At 47.3% G+C, this 19,860-nt stretch carries 17 protein-coding genes; 2 read left to right on the top strand and 15 right to left on the bottom strand.

What is annotated here, in order from left to right:
* The first annotated feature begins 623 nt into the window (after window positions 1-623).
* On the top strand, window positions 624-878 hold the full coding sequence (locus QHH26_12135) for a hypothetical protein (protein ID MDH7482705.1): 255 nt from the start codon (window positions 624-626) through the stop codon (window positions 876-878).
* 1 nt (window position 879) lies between these two features.
* Window positions 880-1,536, top strand: coding sequence for a hypothetical protein (locus QHH26_12140; GenBank protein MDH7482706.1), 657 nt, complete (start codon window positions 880-882; stop codon window positions 1,534-1,536).
* A 129-nt stretch (window positions 1,537-1,665) separates the two neighbouring features.
* Here QHH26_12140 and cas6 read toward each other — a convergent pair whose 3' ends face one another.
* The 15 genes from cas6 to QHH26_12215 all read right to left on the bottom strand — a co-directional run.
* Window positions 1,666-2,622: a CRISPR system precrRNA processing endoribonuclease RAMP protein Cas6 gene (cas6, locus tag QHH26_12145; GenBank protein ID MDH7482707.1), complete on the bottom strand. Its 957-nt coding sequence runs from the start codon at window positions 2,620-2,622 to the stop codon at window positions 1,666-1,668.
* A 120-nt stretch (window positions 2,623-2,742) separates the two neighbouring features.
* Window positions 2,743-4,530, bottom strand: a complete 1,788-nt coding sequence (locus tag QHH26_12150) for an ATP-binding protein (protein ID MDH7482708.1) — start codon at window positions 4,528-4,530, stop codon at window positions 2,743-2,745.
* Complete coding sequence (locus QHH26_12155; protein MDH7482709.1) at window positions 4,514-5,221, bottom strand: response regulator transcription factor; 708 nt, start codon at window positions 5,219-5,221, stop codon at window positions 4,514-4,516. The genes QHH26_12150 and QHH26_12155 overlap by 17 nt, the downstream gene beginning before the upstream one ends.
* A 126-nt stretch (window positions 5,222-5,347) precedes the next feature.
* A complete protein-coding gene (locus QHH26_12160; GenBank protein ID MDH7482710.1) occupies window positions 5,348-7,084 on the bottom strand; it encodes a polysaccharide deacetylase family protein in 1,737 nt (578 codons plus the stop codon).
* A 137-nt stretch (window positions 7,085-7,221) separates the two neighbouring features.
* Window positions 7,222-7,524, bottom strand: a complete 303-nt coding sequence (locus tag QHH26_12165; protein ID MDH7482711.1) for a hypothetical protein — start codon at window positions 7,522-7,524, stop codon at window positions 7,222-7,224.
* A 287-nt stretch (window positions 7,525-7,811) separates the two neighbouring features.
* Complete coding sequence (locus QHH26_12170) at window positions 7,812-8,423, bottom strand: DedA family protein (protein ID MDH7482712.1); 612 nt, start codon at window positions 8,421-8,423, stop codon at window positions 7,812-7,814.
* Between the two features lie 18 nt (window positions 8,424-8,441).
* Window positions 8,442-10,106, bottom strand: coding sequence for a ribonuclease J (locus QHH26_12175; protein ID MDH7482713.1), 1,665 nt, complete (start codon window positions 10,104-10,106; stop codon window positions 8,442-8,444).
* A 34-nt stretch (window positions 10,107-10,140) separates the two neighbouring features.
* On the bottom strand, window positions 10,141-11,184 hold the full coding sequence (locus QHH26_12180; GenBank protein ID MDH7482714.1) for an aspartate-semialdehyde dehydrogenase: 1,044 nt from the start codon (window positions 11,182-11,184) through the stop codon (window positions 10,141-10,143).
* 16 nt (window positions 11,185-11,200) lie between these two features.
* Window positions 11,201-11,986 carry a 4-hydroxy-tetrahydrodipicolinate reductase gene (dapB, locus tag QHH26_12185; protein ID MDH7482715.1) on the bottom strand — a complete coding sequence of 262 codons (786 nt, stop codon included), beginning with the start codon at window positions 11,984-11,986 and terminating at the stop codon, window positions 11,201-11,203.
* 19 nt (window positions 11,987-12,005) lie between these two features.
* A complete protein-coding gene (locus QHH26_12190) occupies window positions 12,006-13,229 on the bottom strand; it encodes a pitrilysin family protein (protein MDH7482716.1) in 1,224 nt (407 codons plus the stop codon).
* A gap of 147 nt (window positions 13,230-13,376) precedes the next feature.
* Complete coding sequence (locus QHH26_12195) at window positions 13,377-15,614, bottom strand: polyribonucleotide nucleotidyltransferase (GenBank protein ID MDH7482717.1); 2,238 nt, start codon at window positions 15,612-15,614, stop codon at window positions 13,377-13,379.
* A 17-nt stretch (window positions 15,615-15,631) separates the two neighbouring features.
* Window positions 15,632-15,901: a 30S ribosomal protein S15 gene (rpsO, locus tag QHH26_12200; GenBank protein ID MDH7482718.1), complete on the bottom strand. Its 270-nt coding sequence runs from the start codon at window positions 15,899-15,901 to the stop codon at window positions 15,632-15,634.
* A gap of 196 nt (window positions 15,902-16,097) precedes the next feature.
* Complete coding sequence (locus QHH26_12205; GenBank protein MDH7482719.1) at window positions 16,098-17,060, bottom strand: bifunctional riboflavin kinase/FAD synthetase; 963 nt, start codon at window positions 17,058-17,060, stop codon at window positions 16,098-16,100.
* Window positions 17,061-17,069: 9 nt separating this feature from the next.
* Window positions 17,070-18,974: a tetratricopeptide repeat protein gene (locus tag QHH26_12210; protein MDH7482720.1), complete on the bottom strand. Its 1,905-nt coding sequence runs from the start codon at window positions 18,972-18,974 to the stop codon at window positions 17,070-17,072.
* Between the two features lie 127 nt (window positions 18,975-19,101).
* Window positions 19,102-19,860: tetratricopeptide repeat protein (locus QHH26_12215; protein MDH7482721.1), on the bottom strand; the 759-nt coding region annotated here is incomplete at its 5' end.

Below are 19,860 nucleotides of genomic sequence, written 5' to 3' on the forward strand. Positions count from 1 at the left end.
TATCGCATTCCTAACTTTAATTCATATCACCAAATGAGAATTTTGGGAAATTTTTTGGGCGGGGGTGGGATGGCGGTGTTGGTTTCGATTTGCGGTTAATGGGGGCTTTGGTGCCAGCCGATCGTTCCAAAATGTCTTTTTAATCAAAAGTATGCCATCCCTTTACTAACTACCTTCCAATTAAATTTCCCTTTTTGCAGTCGGACTCCTTGCCTTTACTGCTTAACTAATCGAACAATTGTCCGATTTTACCACAGCCTCTTTAAACTGTCAATAGCAAACATTTTAATATTTCTAGTAATCAATCGCCGGTTCTTTTAAATTCTTGCGGTGTTGACTGCAAACAAAGTGCTTAATCATGTTCGGGCGTTCTTGCTTAAATCAATTTTTAGAAGGTTTTTGATTTTTTTCTTGATACCGCCCTAATCTTTCGCGCCCCACTCGCCAACAATTAGTGTTGGACCGCTCACCCAATAGCTGTGCTGATTAGCAGACGCTTGGGTGATTTACCCCATCCAAAGGGACTCTCGCCCCATCAAAAGGGTCCCAAGCACCATGCGATGGGACCCAAGTACCTTTAAAAGGTTATCGTATACCATCCGATTGTTGCTGTATACCATTCGATGGTTGCCTTCTACCATTCGATGGTTGCCTTCTACCATTCGATGGTTGCTTTCCACCATCGGACGGTTGCTTTCCACCATCCGATGGTTGCTTTCCACCATCCGATGGTTGCCTTCTACCATTCGATGGTTGCTTTCTACCAAGCGATGGTTGATGTGTACCAAGCGATGGTTACAGTGCCGGCCGGTGAAGACTGCGATTCCTTGATGGACAGTTGCTGGATGACGGTACTATTAATTTTAGAGGTAAAATAGAATGAAAGATTATGTGCCAAGAAACGATGAGGAGCTTCGCGATTGGATGAGCAATTTCCTGACTGTGCTGACGCCGCATTTGGCGGAGTTCGGCATGGTCGCCGCTGATTTGGAAACACTGCAGGACTTGAGCACCAGTTTCAGCGATGATTTGACCGCCTACGTGCAGTTGGCTCAGGAGGCGCTGGCAATGTCGGCACAGAAGAAGAATACGCGCAAAGCTATGGTCGCCGAACTGCGCCCAATCGTCCAACGCATCAACCATCACCCCGCTATGACCGATGCGATGCGCGTAAGCCTGGGCCTGAAGCCATCCAATGTGTCCACTAATTCCGTTCCGATTGAGGAGTTGATTCCAGACATCTTCCTCGAGGTAACCCTCGGAAAGGTTACAGTCCACTGGGGTCCCAATCCGATGAACGAAGGCAGAAATGGGAAGCCAGAGGGCGTCAAGGGCGCAAACATATACCGCAAAGCAGCCGGCGAGGATAAGTTCCAGTTAATTGCTTTCTCATCCTCTTCGCCATATTATGACTACGTTACGGGCCCTGCGAGAGATTATACGTATATCGTTCGCTATCGGGGAACGAAGGAAACAGATTTGAGCAACGAATCCACCGAGGAGACGGTTGCCGCAAGGGGCGCACTGGCGGCGTAGATTTTCCCCATAGGTCTTCCACATCAGCGCATTAGGAACAAAAAAGGGCAGGCATGAGACTCCTGCCCTTTTTTGGCAATTTTAGCATTTCGCAAGTAATTAGGCTCTCACGCAATGGCACCTGACTGCTTACACTATGATTTCATATTTCCCCATGCCGAATACTGGAGAGTCGCCGACGTGGGTGAACATGCCCAAGACGAGGTATGGAAGAAACTCCTCCATCTCTCCTTCATAAGTTACGTCGCCAACGATGCCTTCGTGGGGTATTCGCCGTCCCTGGCGGTTCGATACATGCTCCCAATATATTTGGTCGAGATTCCCACTGGCGATTTTCACCTTTTCTGCGCGCTCGTGAATGCCTGCGTAGTCAAGCTGGGGCCATTCGCCGCAGTGGCCCGCCGAGAGAAGCGATATTCGGCGGAGAAGGTTTCGCATAAGGATGTGGAACTCAGGCCGAAATGCGGGCTTATGGTTGTATATTAATCGTGTGCAGGTTAGGAACCGAATTTTCAGGTTATCTTTTGGCAGTCGCTCGGCATATTTGACCATGTCGGCGTAATTCAATCTGACGGTAGTGGAGCGGACAACTGAGTCGGCGGGGTCGTAGACGACTTCGCGGCTGGCAGTTAAATCATTAACCGCGTAAATTTTCCCTAACGTAAAAGGCGCTCTCCCTTTTCCAATGCCTTCCGCTCCGAGTTCTCGAAGGGTTACTACGAAGTACGGCAGATATTCTATTGCGTTGCCGAAAAGGATAAGCCGCATTAGCAGGAGTTCCCCTTCTTCGTATTCCTGCTTGTTTTCCAGGGGTGGCTCGATGACGAAGGGGCGAGGGAATTTGCTATATCCGACGGTGCCTTTCTGCTCTGGAGTCGCGGGGGTTTCGAATATGTAGGCGTATGCGCATTTTGATTCCAGCTCACAGCCTTCGCAGGACTTCACCTTCGGTTGATAGCACACCAGCCGCTTGAACTGCATGGTGAGTGCGCCGCGGAGGGTACTGCCTTTGAACGGCGGGAGGAATAGAGGACCTGCACAAATCAGCTCAATCTCGTATGAGCTCAAAAGAAATTTTGAAAGCACTTTGCCAACTCCATTATTCTAATATCAAGCTTTCTGTTTTCAAATACAATTATAGACAGGGAACTGCTGTAAAAAGCAAGGAGTAATTTGGCTATACCATAATTCAGCTGTCCCAAATTGTCAAGCCAAGTTTTCAGGCTCCATTTTCGGGATAGCAATTGTGAAGGTGCTTCCAACGCCGACAGTGCTTTCAACGGATATCCTGCCGCCGTGTGCTTGGACGATATCCTGCACAATTGACAAGCCTAAGCCTGTGCCGCCAAGCTGTCGCGACCTTGCTTTGTCCACGCGGTAGAATCTTTCGAATATGCGGTCAATATGCGCAGGGGGTATGCCGACGCCCGTATCGCTTACGCTCAATATCCAGTCTTCGTTGGTTTCGGATGCCGATATTTCGACGGAGCCTTTCTCAGGCGTATACTTAATCGCATTGTCTATAAGGTTTATAAGCACCTGATGCATTTGGCGTTTGTCCACATACATCTGCATTTCATGCGGAACGTTTATTTTAACGCTGACTTCGTATTGGAGCGCCTTCTCTGAAAGGTTCTCAACTGCCTGCTCGACCAACTCCCGCACCAAAACGTTTGAACGCTGTGGCTTGCGTTTGCCTGACTCAAGCTCTGAGATATTAAGCAAATCGGCAAGGAGAAGAGAGAGTCGCTCTGTTTCCGAATCGAGACTGTTTACGAAACGCTCCAGAACCTCTGGGTCTTCCTTGGCGCCGGACTGCAGAGCGCCGACAATTGCGCGAATTGCGGCGACAGGCGTTCGTAGTTCGTGGCTAACGTTTGCCACGAAGTCCTTTCGGACTTCTGCCAACATGCGAATCTCGGTAACATCGTGGAGACCCAGCACTACTCCTATTATTTGGCCGCCTTCATCGCTTACTGGCGCTGAGTAAGCATTTACAATTCGCTCTACCGGAGCGTGAATCTTTAATTCCTTTCTGAGCGTGCGGCGTGATTTTACGGTCCCGTGAATCATTTCGACGGCATCGGGAATCATGCTAAGCGCTTCGATTTGTTCCCCTACAACCTTTTCTGATTTAATGCCTAAAATTCGTTCGGAAGCAGGATTAAACAGAATAATTCGTCCGCGCTTGTCGGTTACTACTATGCCATCCGCCATTGTTCGAAGGATGGTTTCCATTCTTTTTTTCTGTTCGGCTACTTGTTCGATATTCTCGCAAAGGCGGTCAGCCATCAAGTTAAGGCTAGCGGCAAGCTCGCCTATTTCATCTTTCGACATCACAGGCACTCGCTGGCTAAGGTCTCCAGCCGCCATTGTTCTAGCCATCTCATTCATTTTGCTGATTGGGTCGGCAATGCTAGAGGCAAGTCGCATGCTAATTGCGACTGCTACTGCGCTTGTTATGGCTAGCGTTACTAGTATAATGCGGTGCATTCTGCCGGCGGCGCGGCGTGCTTCGTATAGAGAGGCTTGGAGCACAACCTTTCCGGCTGGTTTTCCATTTGCCTTTAGTGGGACGACGACAACAGCGCCTTTGACTTCGCGGGCTTCGCTGTGGCAAATCCTACAGCCAAAACCTTCTTGCAGTCCTTTTATAGAGTTTGCTAAATCCTCGACGCCGGGTGCGTGGAAGCCGGTTCCACTGCTTCCAATAACGCGGCCTTGGTTGTCGTACACGGTAACACTTGCGCGAATATCGGCGGCAAGGCGTTCGCAAACCCTATCAAGATTGGCTCTATCGGTTGATTTGGATTGGCGTATTTTTGGCTCGAGCACATCTTTAACGAGTGTTCCGTGCCCATGGAGTGCGGCTTCGACTTCGGCAATGAATTGGCGTTCGACAAAGTACGAAAGCGTGAGGCCAAGGCTAAAAATAGCCAAGAAAGTAACAACGAGGTAGGTTAAGACAAAGCGCCATTTAATCTTCTTTGTCATCGCTCTGTCCGACGTACATGTAGCCAATGCCGCGAACCGTAACAATGCGTTTTGGCAAGCTGGGATTATCTTCTATTTTCTCGCGGAGCCAGCGGATGTGGACGTCGAGTGTTCTGCTGTTTTCGTAAGCATCCTCAGCCCAAACGGCATTCAGCAGCATGTCGCGAGTCATTACGCGGTCCCTATTTTTCACAAGAATTCGAAGAAGTTCGAATTCCTTTAAGGGAAGGTAAATAGTTTTGTCGCCCAGTTTAACAATTCTTCTGGAACAGTCAACAGTTAGGTCGCCCACGCGCAAAACTTCCTGCCTACCGGATTCCTCCACAAGGCTTGAGCGTCTCAATACTGCCTTTAGGCGCGCGATTAGCTCTCGAATGCTGAAGGGTTTAATTACGTAGTCATCTGCACCCAACTCTAAGCCGACTACGCGGTCAACTTCTTCGCCCTTTGCCGTTAGCATAATAATTGGGATGCTTGTTTCTTTTCGCAGAATGCGGCATATTTCGAAGCCGTCTATCGTGGGAAGCATAATATCCAGCAGAATGAGGTCGGGCGATTGTTCGCGAGCCATCGCCAAGCCTTGAGCGCCGTCTGTAGCCACTAGGACCTGGTAGCCTTCTTTTTTGAGGGCATAGCTAACGGAGTCTGCAATCAGCGCTTCATCTTCGATAATCAAGATTTTTTCATTCATGATGGAGAAGTCCTTACAAGTGGATGAGAGTAAGAACTTGGCTTTTTAAGAGTCGAAGTTCTTGAGAAGTATAACTAATCTTAAGACTTCTTGTCAAGCATTTAAAGTATTGAGTACAGAATGACGTTAACGCAAAGCCTCCATCATCTCAGCAATTGTAACGAAGCGGTAGCCTCGACTTCGAAGCTCGCTCACGATTTGGGGGAGTGCGCTGAGGGTTGCAGGCTCACCATTATGCATAAGGATAATCGCGCCATCGTTCACATTGTCTACTACCGAGCGAGCGAGGATTACATGGCTGGCTCCCTCATACTTAGTGCAGTTAATGCTCCAAAACACGCCGGTTAGCCCCAAGCGAGCGGCGGCTTTAAGGACAGCGTTGTTTGCATGTCCTCCTGGGGGCCTAAAAAAGCGCGACTCTCTGCCGGTAATGGCGCGGATGACAGCGGCTCCTTTTGCCAGCTCCATCTCAACCTGCTTTTGGGATAGGTTCGCAAGGTTTTCGTGACTGTACGTATGATTTTCGATTTGGTGGCCCCCCGCCTCGATTAATTTTACAAGCTCTGGCTGTGCCTCCGCACGAAATCCGACCAGGAAGAAAGTTGCACGAATCCCAAGCTTCCGCAGTACATTTAGCGTTTCCTCTGTGCGCTCATTTGGTCCATCATCGAAGGTGATTGCAACCATCCGCGAGCCGGCGGGACCCTGGCGCAGTTCGGCATATTCGGGCTTTCGCCCCTGCAGAATAATTAGCTGGTCGCGTGCATCAAGGAAATTTGAATCGTACGCGACTGTATACTCGAAATGCTTTGCGGCGTTTTCTTTATCTCCAATCTTGAGGAATATTTTTGCCAATTCGTAGTGTGCCAGCTTTCGCGACTCGGTCAAGCGAATGCAATTCCAAATGCGTGCTGCAAGCTGTTCTGCTTTAGGACCCTTTAGATTCGGGAACTTAACAGGATTAGCGTTTTCTATTCGAACCCATGTAGATTTTCTGCTGACAACAGCGCCATTTTGGTCGCGTGCTTCGATTTCAACCTCGTGCAAGCCATTTGGGTGGTTGAGGGTATTCCAATCGAACCTAAACGGGCTGTAATTTGTTACGCCCACAAAATTTTTGTCAACGAAAAACACTACATATGCAACCTGCTCTAGCTTGCTTGCATCGGCAGTTAGGGTTACGATACCAGACACAACAGGGGCATTTTTTTGTTGTGGGTGCTTCTTTGAAAGCTTTCCGTTTGGCAAGGCTATTGGTTGTTTCTTGTCAAATGTGGCGATAGGAGCTCGAAACTCCTCAAACCCTGGGGGCGCCGGGCTTTGAAGCACATCCACAAGCAGGTTGGAAGCGGATTCAATATCGCCTGCTTTCAGCTTTGCCATTGCGCGAATTTGCTTTGCAAGTGTTGATTCGGGTGCGATGCAGTCGGCAGCTTTGCCGTCTACATAATCCAAATAGCACCTTAGCAATGAAATCTCTTTGGAGCTATTGTTTATTTTTTCTGCCAATTTTGCCCATTTTTCCATTCCGAGTCTATCGCCTTTGAGGAGAGCGCAAATTGCGAGAGCATAATGGGCGCGCCATTCATTTGGATTAGCCGCAATGGCGTGGTGGTATTCTTTTTCCGCATCCGAGAGGTTTCCGACATGAAGATAAATAGTGCCAAGTGCAAGATGGCCAAGCAAATCAGACGAGTTTAGGGCAAAGGCTTGCTCAACTGCTTGAAAGGCATCATCGTATTTGCCCAATTCGATATTTGCGACTGCTTCTTGTAGCAAGTCGCTGTATTCGGCTCCCAATGCCGCCGCACTCAAGATTAAAGAAAGGAAAAACAATTGGAGTAGTCTAGAAACGGTGCGCATTTAAAAACTCCGAAGCAGATAACGAATGCGAAGTAATACTACCCAATGATGCACTAAAAGTCAACGAGGATATTTGTTCTGCACGCCGAAAAAACCGACTACGGCATACTTTCCCAAGGCACCGATGACATCGGACATCAGGATCTGGAAAAGAACTCCGCCGGCGGGAAATGGGTTTCGCGGTACATCAAATCAACGATAATTTCATCGAGCCGTGCGTCAATTTTCAAAGCGATGCGCCCCTCGCCTGGCACCTTCTGTTCGCAAAGCGCTTCGTTGAATGCTTTTGTTACCGCAAGTTGAAGGTCGGTTACTTCTTGGGGTGTAAGATTTGTTCCTCGCGCAATCTCTCTGATAAATCTTCGCAGGATTGACGCTGCCGCAGGATCAGCGGGCAAGCTGAAGCGAGTGATTTGAGGACGGCTTGTATACGTTTTCATTTTCGGCTAGGTCTTCCTCTCACCTGATATTTCGAGAATTTTCCGGGCTGGGGGTCAATCTTCATGCTCTGAGGGCATGTTTATTCGCTAGCGCTTTTAATGTATAATAAATTGACCTAAGCGTCAACTAGTAAAAATAACAGTTTTTTTGCTTATTTATTATATTTTCTTACGCTCCCCCCACCAACCTAGAAGCTTTTCTCGACCTCTATCTATACGACGGCAAACGAAACAGTATGGTTCCTGAGATTTGTTGTATCCGAGGAACCAAATAATTAAACATGAATTTAGCCTTCTGGTTTAAGGTGGTGGTAGAGCCAAAAGGCAAACGCAACGCCAATCAAGACGGCAATTACGATGTCTGCATTGTGGAAGTATGAGCGGATTGAACTCCAATTTTCGCCAAGCACCTTGCCGACATAGGCAAGGAAATAGCACCACGGGATAGAGCCCACAAACGAGTAGACCATGAAGCGGCCAAAATTCATGCGGGAGACGCCTGCGGGGAAAGAGATGAAAGTTCGGATTACAGGAAGCAAGCGGCTTACAAAGACAATTGGCTCACCATACTTATCAAACAAGTAATCGGCGCGGTCTATATCCTTTCCCTTGATTAGCAAGTATTTTCCGTATCTTTTTATGAAAGGCCTTCCTCCGCGCATCCCCGCATAGTACGCAACCGCCGAGCCAATTGCGCAACCAAGTGCGCCTGAGAGCGATGCGAGGTGAAGATTGAAAATACCTTTATAGACCAAGAAGCCTGAGAATGGCATTATTATCTCGCTGGGCAGAGGAATGCATGCGCTTTCTATCGCCATCATCGCTATAACGGCGGGATATCCAAATGAGCCTATTTGCTCTATCACCCAATTCGCTATTGGTTTGAGGAAATGGTCCAACTCCAGACGCCTCCTGAGCTATATTTCCATAATTACAGGCAATATCATGGGATGGCGGCGAGTCCGACTAGATATAAGTTTTGCTACAGCAGAACGAACGTCTGATTTAGCCGTTGTCCATTCGGTTGCCGCATCAACTGCCAACCCTTCGATGGTTTGTGTTACCACTTCTTTGACTTCTTCGATTAAATCTTCTGCTTCTTCTAGATAAATAAAACCACGGGAAATTATATCGGGACCAGCGACTATATCGCCGGTTGCTTTGTCAATGCCCAAAACGACAATAAACACTCCATCCTGCGCTAGGTGCCGGCGGTCTCGAAGAACCACATCTCCCACATCGCCCACTCCAATTCCATCCACTAGAACATCGCCTGCTGGAACTTTGCCAACAATTTGTGCGTTTGACTGGCTAACCTCCAAAACGTCGCCAACCTCCATCGCGAAGACGTTTTCTCGCCGAATTCCCATCTCTTCGGCAAGCTCGATATATTTTGCGACGTGTCTGTGTTCGCCATGAACTGGAACCACATACTTGGGTTTAGTCAAGTTCAGCATTAGCTTTAGTTCTTCGCGATTGCCATGGCCTGAGACGTGGACAGGCGCAATTGCGTCGTAAATTACGTCTGCTCCGCGTTTAAATAGATGATTTATTGTTCGCAAGATTAGGTCTTCGTTGCCAGGAATTGGAGTTGCGGAGATTATTACTGTATCGCCCTTTTGAATTTTTACGATTGGGTGGTCATCCATTGCAATGCGCGTCAAAGCGGAAAGTGGCTCGCCTTGACTGCCGGTAGTCATGCAAACAACCTGGCTAGGGGAAAGCTCTGGGACGTCTTCAACGCGAATCTTAGTGTTATTTGGAATTTGGAGGTAGCCAAGTTGCTCAGCAATCTCGACGTTCTGCGCCATGCTACGCCCAATTATTGCAACTTTACGCTCAAACTTTGCGGCGGTGTTGAAGACTTGCTGTATACGGTGGATATTCGAGGCAAACGTGGCGATGATTATCTTTCCCTGCGCTTTGCTGAAAACCTGCTCAAACATCGCTCCGACAACGCGCTCGGAGGGAACATGCCCAGGCTTTTCGACATTAGTGCAGTCAGTGAGCAATACCAATACGCCCTCAGCGCCAATTCGTGCGAAGGCTGGGAAATCTGCCAATTTGCCATCAATTGGCGTCTGGTCGAACTTAAAATCCCCTGTGTGGACAATGGTACCTACTGGCAGTCTTATTGCAATTGCAAAACCATCCGGTATACTGTGGCTTACTCGGATAGTTTCTATATCAAACACTCCGATATTGAAGCGCTCTCCGGGCTCAACCTGGTGAAGTTCTGCAACGTCCGTAAGCTTAAACTCATCAAGCTTGGCTTGAACAAAGCCTAATGTTAACTTTGTCCCCCAAATTGGCACGTTTAATTGGCTAAGCACATAAGGAAGAGCCCCAATGTGGTCTTCGTGTCCGTGAGTCAGGACGATTCCCTGAACCCTATCTGCATTGTTGAGAAGATACGTAATGTCGGGGACGACGAGATCAACTCCGAGTAATTCATCGTCAGGGAACATCAGACCGCAGTCAACCAAAAGAATTTGGCCGCAATACTCGAATGCGACCATATTCTTGCCAATCTCACTAACGCCGCCTAAGGGAATTATGCGGACTACCTCTTGGTTTTCCATGTTTTTAAATACTACGAGGCCTGCTTACTGGGTTCTAGCGACTGCGGATTAAGCCACGAGAAATCATCAATTCTGCAATCTGAACTGCGTTTAGAGCTGCTCCCTTTCGGAGGTTATCCGCCACCACCCACATACTTAGCCCCGTTTCGATGAATGGGTCCTCGCGGATTCTGCCGACGTAAACTTCGTCCTTTCCTGACGCATCAATTGGCATCGGATAGGTGCGGCAATTTGGGTCGCTGTCGGTCGGATTAGGCTCATCAACGACAATTATTCCGGGGAAGGAGGCGAGAATTTCCCTAGCCTCATCTGCCGTGATTTTTTCTTCTGTCTCGACATAGACCGCTTCGGAATGGCCATTGAACACCGGAACGCGCACCGTGGTTGGAGTAATCTTTATTTCTTTATCGCCCAATATTTTATGGGTCTCAGCCACCATCTTCCATTCTTCACTTGTATAGCCATCGGGTCTGAAATTACCGATATGGGGGAACAAATTAAAACCTATTTGATAGGGATATACTGCTGGCGGGTCAATTTCCTTGCCTGCTACCAACTTCGTAGCTTGCTCATGTAGCTCCTTAATCGCATCGCGACCGGTGCCAGATACTGCTTGATAAGTGCTAACCACGACTCTTTTTACACGCGAGCGGTTGTATAAAGCTTTAAGTGGCAGCACCATCTGAATAGTTGAACAATTTGGATTGGCGATAACTCCCTGATGCCACTTTACGTCATCGGGATTGCATTCCGGCACGACTAGCGGAACGCGGTCGTCCATCCTAAATGTCGAGGAGTTGTCAATTACAACAGCTCCTCGACTTGCTGCCTCCCAAGCATAAAGCTTGCTTGCACCGCTCTCCCCTTCGGTTCCTGCAAAGAGAGCAATATCTACATCGTCAAATTCCTCTGGTATAGTCTCTTTAACCTCATATTGTTTTCCATTGATTTCCATTACTCTGGCAGAACGTGCTAGGAGCTTTAGCTTGTTTATGGGAAAATTCCGCTGCTCAAGCGTCTTTAGCATCTCCTGCCCAACAGCTCCGACGCCAACTACAGCAACGTTGAATCTTTCCATAGAGCAACAACCTTTCTTACAGAATTTTCTCTAACCCATAAATTACATGGGTAAGTCCAACAGCTCGCTTTATTGCGAGAAGAACACCCGGCATAAATGACTTCCGGTCTATTGAATCATGGCGGATTGTCAAGGTTTGACCAACTCCGCCAAAGATTACCTCTTGATGAGCAACCAACCCAGGCAATCTGACACTGTGAATATTCACCCCGTGAAACTCTGCCCCTCGTGCTGCATTATCGCCTTTGCAAGCATTGCCTTGAGAACGGACTTCAGATATCATCTGCGCTGTTTTAATCGCGGTTCCCGATGGCGCATCAAGCTTTTTGTCATGATGAAGTTCTATTATTTCTACTGCTGGCAGGTATTTTGCAGCTTCTGCAGCAAACTTCATCATCAGCACTGCTCCGATGGCAAAGTTTGGGGCGATAATTGCCCCAATTCCTTTCTTTTCCGCAAGTTCTTTAATTTCGGCCAGGTTCTCCTCCGTTATCCCCGTTGTGCCTACCACCGGAACAGCTCCCGCATTCATTGCTGTTCGAATATCAGACATCGCCGCTGAAGGGACACTGAAAACTACAGCGACGTCTGCTTGGACTGAATCAAGTGCTTCCGCCAAGCTTCCTTTTATTTCTACAGGGCAATCAATTGCGAGCAGTTCCGAGAGTGTTTTCCCTGTATATGCGGGGTCTGCAGCACCTACCAAAGTCATCTCTCGGGCTTCGCCGTAAACCGCCAATGCCGTCTCACGACCCATTCTTCCGCCTGCGCCTGATATTGCAACTCTTATTGGTTTATCCATTAGATATCAACCTCGCACATTAGTTAAACGGTCCAATTGCAGCTAAAGACATCGTCGAGTCATCGAACACCTCATTGGCTACCCGGATGATGTCAGCCATGGAAACACTCATTATAGAACCAATTATCTCCTCTAGCGGGATAATCCGACCTAGGTATAGCTCCGTCTTGCCCAACCGCATCATTCGACTGCTCATGCTTTCCTGGCCGAGAACAAGTGCTCCACGAATCTGATTTTTTGCTCTTTCCAATTCTTTATCCGTAAGGCCCGCTTCTCGAATGCTCACAAACTCTGATTTCACCAATCCCATAACCTCATCCAAACTCTGCATGCTTGTGCCTCCGTAGGCGGCGAACAATCCACTTTCCCTATAGGAAATGGAATATGAGCCGATAGAGTAAGCGAGCCCACGCTTCTCACGAATTTCCTGGAATAAGCGCGAACTCATTCCACCGCCAAGCACAGCATCTATAATTGCCAATGTGTACTTATCCTTTTCGCCGTGAGCAAATCCTCGAGTGCCGATACAAAAATGTACTTGCTCGGTCGTTTTTTGCGTTAGGTTTGACCGCGCGCAGAAAGTAGGTGCATCTTGATTAGTCTCAACCTTTTCGCCCGAAAGCGACCCAAAAATGTCAGCAACTCTGCCAACGAATTCTCTATGATTCAAGTTGCCTGCTGCCGCAATGACCATATTTTCGGGAATATAACGCTTGCCCATATAGGAAACTACGTCATCTCTGGTTAGTTTGCCAACTGTTTCCCTATCGCCGAGCACCGAACGACCAAGTGGATGTCCACCTAATATTGTCTGGGCAAAAATATCGTGCACCAGGTCATCGGGTGAGTCCTCGTGCCGCTTTATCTCTTCCAGAACAACATTCTTTTCTCTTTCGATTTCATCACAATCAAATATTGAGTTTAGTAGCATGTCGCCGATTACTTCAATAGCAATCGAAGTATGCTCGGCAAGCACCTTGGCAAAGTAACAGGTGTATTCCTTTTCGGTAAACGCATTCAGATGACCGCCAATAGAATCGAATTCGTCCGCAATCTGTTGAGCCGTGCGGTTTGTTGTTCCTTTGAATAGCATATGCTCAATGAAATGAGAGATACCTCTGTTTGAATCATCCTCATCTCTTGAGCCAGAACCTACCCACACGCCAACAGCTACTGACTGAACATGTGGTATAGTTTCAGTTACAACTCGAATACCATTCGGTAATATATCTTTATTAAACATTGCTACCCTTTTGAGAAATTATGGGGGAAGGGTGAATAAGTGGAATATGTACCCTTTCAATTTGCCCCCTGATATGCAAGCCGGCCGAAAAGCTGGCTCGTAAGCCACACTGCTTCGGCCGGTGCTTTTATTCGGCTTTTGACCGAGTTATCGTTTTGGTCTGAATTTCGCACGCGGAAATTCGTCGTCATCCAAAAAGCTTCGACCCTTATCTGACCTTATGTCTTTTTCTCTTCCCTTTTGTGGTTCCCGCAGCGTAGGAGCAACAAAACGCTCAGGCTTTGGCCCCTCGCCAGGTTGAACTACTCCTTTCCTTGTCAGACTTATCTTCCCTTGAGGCGTTGCTTCTATAACTTTCACAAGCACTTCGTCGCCTACGTGGAGCACATCCTCCACTCTTGCTATCCTCGCTGGGCCAATTTGCGATATATGCAACAAACCTTCTCTCCCGGGGAGTATCTCTACAAATGCACCAAAAGGAGTAATTCTCGTAACTTTGCCAGGGTAGGTTTCGCCAACTTTAACATCTCGCGCTATGTCGTCTATCATCTTCAAAGCGCGTTCGCCACCAGCCTTGTCTACAGCGGTTATGTAGACTCGGCCATCCTGCTCGATGTTTATGCTGGCGCCTGTTTCCGCTTCTATTTTTTTGATGATTTTACCGCCCGGGCCTATAACATCTCCTATTTTATCAGGATGTATCTCAATCATCAATACCCGTGGAGCATATGGGGAGAGCTCTTCTCGCGGCTTTGAAATTGTCTCAAGCATCTTATCAAGAATATAAAGCCGTCCAACTCTTGCTTGTTCAAGCGCGGCGCTTAGGACCTCTCTGGGTATACCGCTGATTTTGGTGTCCATTTGCAATGCAGTGACGCCAGTTGCTGTCCCTGCGACTTTGAAATCCATATCGCCAGCAAAATCTTCAAGGTCCATTATGTCGCTTAGTATGACATAGTTGGTGCCATCAGTCATTAGCCCCATTGCCACACCAGCTACGGGTGCTTTTATAGGCACTCCTGCATCCATCAAACTCAGCGTGCTTCCACAAACGCTTGCCATCGAAGTGGAACCGCTTGACTCCAAAACCTCAGAGGTGAGCAGAATTGCATAAGGGAAATCTTCCTCCGACGGAATCATTGGCGCCAATGCCTTCTCTGCTAGTTGTCCGTGGCCAATTTCCCGTCTTCCGGGTCCTCGCAACGGCCGCGTTTCTCCAACGCTGAAAGGAGGGAAATTGTAGAAGTGCATGTAGCGCTTTGTGCCATCCTCTTCAAGGCTATCTACAATCTGCGCTTCGTCTAACGATCCAAGCGTAACAGTTGTAAGCACTTGGGTTTGCCCGCGCGTGAACAATCCCGAACCATGCACTCTCGGAAGCAAGCCTACCTGGGCGCTGATGGGGCGAATTTCATCTGGCCGCCTGCCATCCATGCGAATCCGTTCGTTAATAATAAGACTCCGAAACTCTCTCTTTATTATCTTGTCAACAGCTTCGGCAACCTCAATTTCACGTTCTGGATAGTCAGCTATCAAGCTCTCGATTAACTCAGCTCTCAAATCATCTAGAATATCTGCGCGCTCTGCTTTGCCTAATTTCTTTGCAGGAAGCTCGTGGATTACTTGCCAGACCTTTTCAGAAACTTTTGTGTCTACATCTTGGAAAAGTTCCGAATCAAGTTCAAAAAGCGGAACTTCAGCTTTGGGCTGGCCGATTCGTCGGACAAGCTCATTTTGAATTCCAACTATCTGCTTTATGTGCTCATGCGCAATGTCAACTCCGGCAAGTATTTCTTCTTCGGGCACCTGGTTGGCATCGGCATCTACCGTTGTGACGGCGTCAAATGTTCCAGCAACTACAAGATTCAAATCGGATATTTCAAGCTGTTCCAGCGATGGATTCACGACAAATTCGCCATCAATTCGCCCAATTCTTACTGCTCCAATAGGGCCATTGAAGGGGATGGGAGAAATGCTAAGCGCCGCTGACGCAGCAATAATTGCCAACACATCGGTGGGATGCTCAGGATCATACGAGAGAGGCATGCAGATTATTTGCACTTCATTTCGCATGCCCTCGGGGAAAAGCGGCCGAAGTGGCCGGTCGATTAGCCGCGAAGTTACTACCGCCTTCTCTGAGGGTCTGCCGCCACGTTTTACAAAGCCACCGGGGATCTTCCCAACGGCATACTTCCTCTCTTCGTAGTCACAAACCAAAGGGAAGAAGTCAACACCTTCTCGCGGCTCCTCACTCATTGTTGCGGTGCCGAGGACAATACTGTCTCCCTGCTTTACCAGAACAGACCCGCTAGCTTGCCTCGCGATATCCCCTGTTTCGATGGAGAGGATACTGCCACCTACCTCAAGCTCTACTTTTTCTGACATTATTGTCTATTTGTCTCCTATCTCCTCAAGCCGAGACGTGCCACGATTGAGCGGTACCTCTCGATGTCTTTCTTGCTGAGGTAATTCAGTAACCTTCGCCGCTGTCCAACCATCATAAGCAAACCGCGCCGCGAATGATGATCTTTTTTGTGCTGCTTGAGATGTTCGGTTAATTGATTGATGCGCGCCGAAAGTAAGGCAATTTGGACCTCTGCAGACCCAGTGTCACTTTCATGGATGCGGAACTGGTCTATGATGGCTGTCTTTTCTTCCTTTTGCAAAACCATCTGTTCTCTATCCCTTCTTTGGAATCTTAGATTAACCGCGGGCGACTCTCAGCAAGAATCGGGGAGACAATAGACTGGAGACTGTAGACAGAAAACCCCGTTAATCGTGCAAAACGATCTGTCTACAGACTTGTGTCTACAGTCTCGCCGATTCGACGATAAAGTGCCCGCGTTGTTTTATGAACTGCGTTATACTCTACCATAATTGGCAATCTGTGTCAAATACCATGTTACAGAAAGAGCCTTCTGTCGCCTGAACTTGCACCACATCGGCTTCAATTTGCTTAATCAAATCTTCTTTTACTGCAAACTGTATCTCGCTTCGCAACCTTTGATGAAACGCGACGTCGAGTTTTTCACCGTATATGTTTCCTGAGAAATCCAGAATGTAAACCTCCACAGTAAGGCTACGACCGCCTACTGTAGGCCTTGTCCCTATGTTGACCGCGGCGGAATATCGGGTCTGCCCAACCCTGACCGATGCTGCATAAACGCCTTTTGCCGGCAGGATTTGTTTTTCAGCTGGTTGAAGATTTGCCGTTGGAAAACCAAGCTTTTCGCCGATGCCATCGCCGTGAACAACGGTCCCCCTTAAAACAAATGGGTGGCCAAGCATTGCCGCCGCCTTTTCTACTGCGCCCGAAGAAATCAGCCGTCTAATTTCTGTGCTGCTTATTATCGTCCCATCCATAACTATTTGCGGTACTACTATTGTCCCAAACCCTAACTTTTCTCCCATTTCTCGAAGAAGCGCTGGCCTACCTCGCCTTCCCTTTCCAAATGCAAAGTTAGAACCTATTACAATGGTTTCAGCCTTCAACTTTTCGAGCAGAATGTGTATTAAGAAATCCTCAGCCGACATTTCTGCGAGTTTATGGTTGAACTCTAATACGAGCGCTAGGTCCATTCTGCGCCATGCAATAAGTTCAAGCTTTTGTTCAAGCGTATTGATATAATGTGGTGCATATTTGGGCTGAAGAATTTCCTTGGGATTGCGATCGAATGTAACAGCTACGGCAAGAGACCTAGAATCATCAGCGGTTGACCTCACCAGTCGCATGATTGCTTGATGACCAAGATGAACGCCGTCGAACACGCCAACAGTAACAACCGACTTATCCAAAGCAGGTAGGTTTTCAATTCCCCTTGCTATCTGCATATCCACTCTTTATTTATCATGTCTTCGCAATTTCTCACTCAATGCATTCAAGAAGCTGACAGATGGCTCTGCACCACACTTGCGTGCAAGTTCTACTTCTTTCCATGCTTCCAAATATTGACCTTTTCCGTATAACAATTGCGCAAGATTTAAATGTGCTTCTGCGTAATCTGGCATGAGAGCTAATGATTTCCTAAGGCTTTTAATTGCTTTATCTACTTGCCCTAAATTGGCGTGGACACTTCCCAACACATAATACGCCATATAGTCATCAGGGACAAGACGGCTTGCTTCTTCCAGCGCCTTCAAAGCCTCTTCGTATTTCCCCATTTTAGCAAGTGCAACACCCTTGTTGAAATGAGCAGCAGCATAAGTTGGCCTTATACGAACTGTCTCCTCAAACTCATTTAAAGCGTCAGCAATCCGTCCTTGCCGTGCAAAAGCAACGCCTAAGTTATAATGGGCATCAGCGTAGTTTGGCCTGGCTTGAATCGCACTATGGTATTCTCTAATTGCTTCCATTAAGTGGCCTGTTCTTTCGTACCTAACACCTCGGTCAAAGTGCCATTTAGCAACATTTGGCTCATACCTTGCAAAGTTTTGTGAAGTTAGGCAAAACACCGCAACCCAAATTAGCAGCCACTTAGCAAGACTTCGCCAAGCATGAGTGGTAGCCATCCGCAATGCGTTATCTATCCCAATAGATGCAAACAACAACAGGAAGGGGACAATGGGAACGCGGTATCTTCCTGCCACAAAGAATGGCAAATAAGAAATGAAATACGACAAGATAAAGAATAAAATTAGTATTGTCACCTCATTACGATAATCAAGATTGGGGGTTTTCACGCTTTTTGGAGACCTCTTCAGCATTAGCAAACCAACCAAAGCAAATGAAAAAATTATCGAGAAATTGCCGGGAAGTATCCTCAAAATCTTTGAATTGGCTCGCTCAAGCTCGTCCTCCTTTTCATTCCCAACCTCTTTTGGTCCCCAGAATAAAAGCGCCTTTTTTCCAGTAAGCTTCAAAACGTCTAATGGATGACTTTTAATATAATTCAAAGCTTCCTTTGCAAAAAATTTCGAAGCTTCAGAATACCCAAGCCTTCTATTAAGTTTTCTCTCAAGCAAGCAAACGATAGCTGGGTAGTCATAGCAAGACCATCGCCTAATACTTGGCGAAGCCGGGGTATATCCATCAGCTGCTGGGTTATTACCAAGGAATAAATTGATTCCACCATTGGAGCAAATCAAAACGGGCTCCTTTGCCACAATGAAATTTCTAATGGTCGCCGGCAAAATAGTAACCAAAGCTCCAATTAAAAAGCCCACAATCGCGATACCCAGCGGCAGTTGCCAATTCCTTCTATGAGCCAGCCACACCACCCAAGCAATAACAACTGGAACAAAAACAAGAATATTTGGTCTAGTAAGAGCATAAATGCCTAATAATATTCCACCAGCGATTGAGCGCTTCCATGTAATCTTCTCAGTCCAAAGTGACAATATAATCATTAAGCAAAGCGCCAGACTAACAAGGAGCACTGGTTCGAGAAGCTCACCTTCGAAGTAAACGAAAACCCAATAAATAGCCATGAGGGCGGAAAATAATAAGCCTACGTTTGAATTGAACCAACGCTTTCCCAGATAAAATGCAAGAAAGCAATTAATTAATCCGATGAACATTTGGAAAATGCATGCCCATAGATGGCTTGATTTAGTAATCAGATAAACCAACGCTAGGAAATAGGGGTAGCCTGGCGGACGAAAAAAGGGCGTTGAGTTAATTTGGGGGTCTTGAAAACCCTTAGGTGGAGTCCAATCTCCCGAGACCAACGCTCGCGCCCAATAATCATGGTAACCAGCATCTAATCCGGGGCTAGCAAAGTCTGGTGTGCCAACTATTTCAATCAAATAGAGCCCTCTGATTACGGCTCCTAAACACAGAATTAAAACTAAAATTATCAGCTCTCGTGGCCATTTCATTTTTGATTTACTTGCCCTTGCGCTTATGGTATTTACATTTAAGACTTCAAAACAGCTATTGTGACTTTTTAAGCTTCTCTGAAATTGCTTTGATTAAGCCGGGATGCGGTCTGCCGCCGTATTTTTCACACAATTGGATTTCCTGTTGAGCACGAACGTAGTCGCCTTTGAAATATAGAGCGGCGGCGAGATTATTGTGTGCTTCTGCATATTCAGGCTTTATCTCCAGGGCTTTCGTAAAGTGGAATATCGCCTCGTCAAGTCTTCTTTGCGCAACTAGCTCAATCCCAAGATTACTATGAGCCTCTGCATAATTAGGCTTCAGTCGAATTGCTTCCAAATATTCCTCAACTGCCTCTTTTCCTTTCCCCAGCTTCGACAAAGCGACTCCAAGATTAAAGTGAGCATCAGCGAAGTTTGGAGCCAAACGGATTGTTTCATTGTAGTAACCGATTGCTTCCTCAGGACGACCTACCTCGACCAAAGCAATCCCCAAATTCAAGTGTGCCTCCGCCAGCTTCGGATTGTACTTCAGTGCCTCATAATAATGCTCGATTGCCTCGTCTCTATTCCCTTTTCTGGAAAGGATATTTGCCAAGTTATTGTGTGCAAGCGCGCTTTTCGGGTTTGCCGCAATTGTATGTCGCCAAAGTGTTTCAGCATCTTTATATGCATGTCCCTGGCGCCATGTTAGAAACGCAAGCACAACAAGAATCACCGCAGAAATCAAATGCCTCGCAAAAGAAAGCTTCCCCCAACGAACCGCCAACACCCAACCTACCAAACTTATTGGCCCTAAACAAGCTAAATATTG

This window comes from Armatimonadota bacterium, from assembly GCA_029907255.1.
In the GTDB taxonomy this organism is placed as follows: domain Bacteria; phylum Armatimonadota; class UBA5829; order DTJY01; family DTJY01; genus JAIMAU01.

Excerpts from the sequence above, each read along its gene's own strand:
- QHH26_12135 (MDH7482705.1), top strand. The coding sequence starts at position 624 with ATGGTTGCCTTCTACCATTCGATGGTTGCCTTCTACCATTCGATGGTT.
- QHH26_12140 (MDH7482706.1), top strand. The coding sequence starts at position 880 with ATGAAAGATTATGTGCCAAGAAACGATGAGGAGCTTCGCGATTGGATG.
- QHH26_12150 (MDH7482708.1), bottom strand. The coding sequence starts at position 4,530 with ATGACAAAGAAGATTAAATGGCGCTTTGTCTTAACCTACCTCGTTGTT.
- QHH26_12155 (MDH7482709.1), bottom strand. The coding sequence starts at position 5,221 with ATGAATGAAAAAATCTTGATTATCGAAGATGAAGCGCTGATTGCAGAC.
- QHH26_12160 (MDH7482710.1), bottom strand. The coding sequence starts at position 7,084 with ATGCGCACCGTTTCTAGACTACTCCAATTGTTTTTCCTTTCTTTAATC.
- QHH26_12165 (MDH7482711.1), bottom strand. The coding sequence starts at position 7,524 with ATGAAAACGTATACAAGCCGTCCTCAAATCACTCGCTTCAGCTTGCCC.
- QHH26_12175 (MDH7482713.1), bottom strand. The coding sequence starts at position 10,106 with ATGGAAAACCAAGAGGTAGTCCGCATAATTCCCTTAGGCGGCGTTAGT.
- QHH26_12180 (MDH7482714.1), bottom strand. The coding sequence starts at position 11,184 with ATGGAAAGATTCAACGTTGCTGTAGTTGGCGTCGGAGCTGTTGGGCAG.
- dapB (MDH7482715.1), bottom strand. The coding sequence starts at position 11,986 with ATGGATAAACCAATAAGAGTTGCAATATCAGGCGCAGGCGGAAGAATG.
- QHH26_12190 (MDH7482716.1), bottom strand. The coding sequence starts at position 13,229 with ATGTTTAATAAAGATATATTACCGAATGGTATTCGAGTTGTAACTGAA.
- QHH26_12195 (MDH7482717.1), bottom strand. The coding sequence starts at position 15,614 with ATGTCAGAAAAAGTAGAGCTTGAGGTAGGTGGCAGTATCCTCTCCATC.
- rpsO (MDH7482718.1), bottom strand. The coding sequence starts at position 15,901 with ATGGTTTTGCAAAAGGAAGAAAAGACAGCCATCATAGACCAGTTCCGC.
- QHH26_12205 (MDH7482719.1), bottom strand. The coding sequence starts at position 17,060 with ATGCAGATAGCAAGGGGAATTGAAAACCTACCTGCTTTGGATAAGTCG.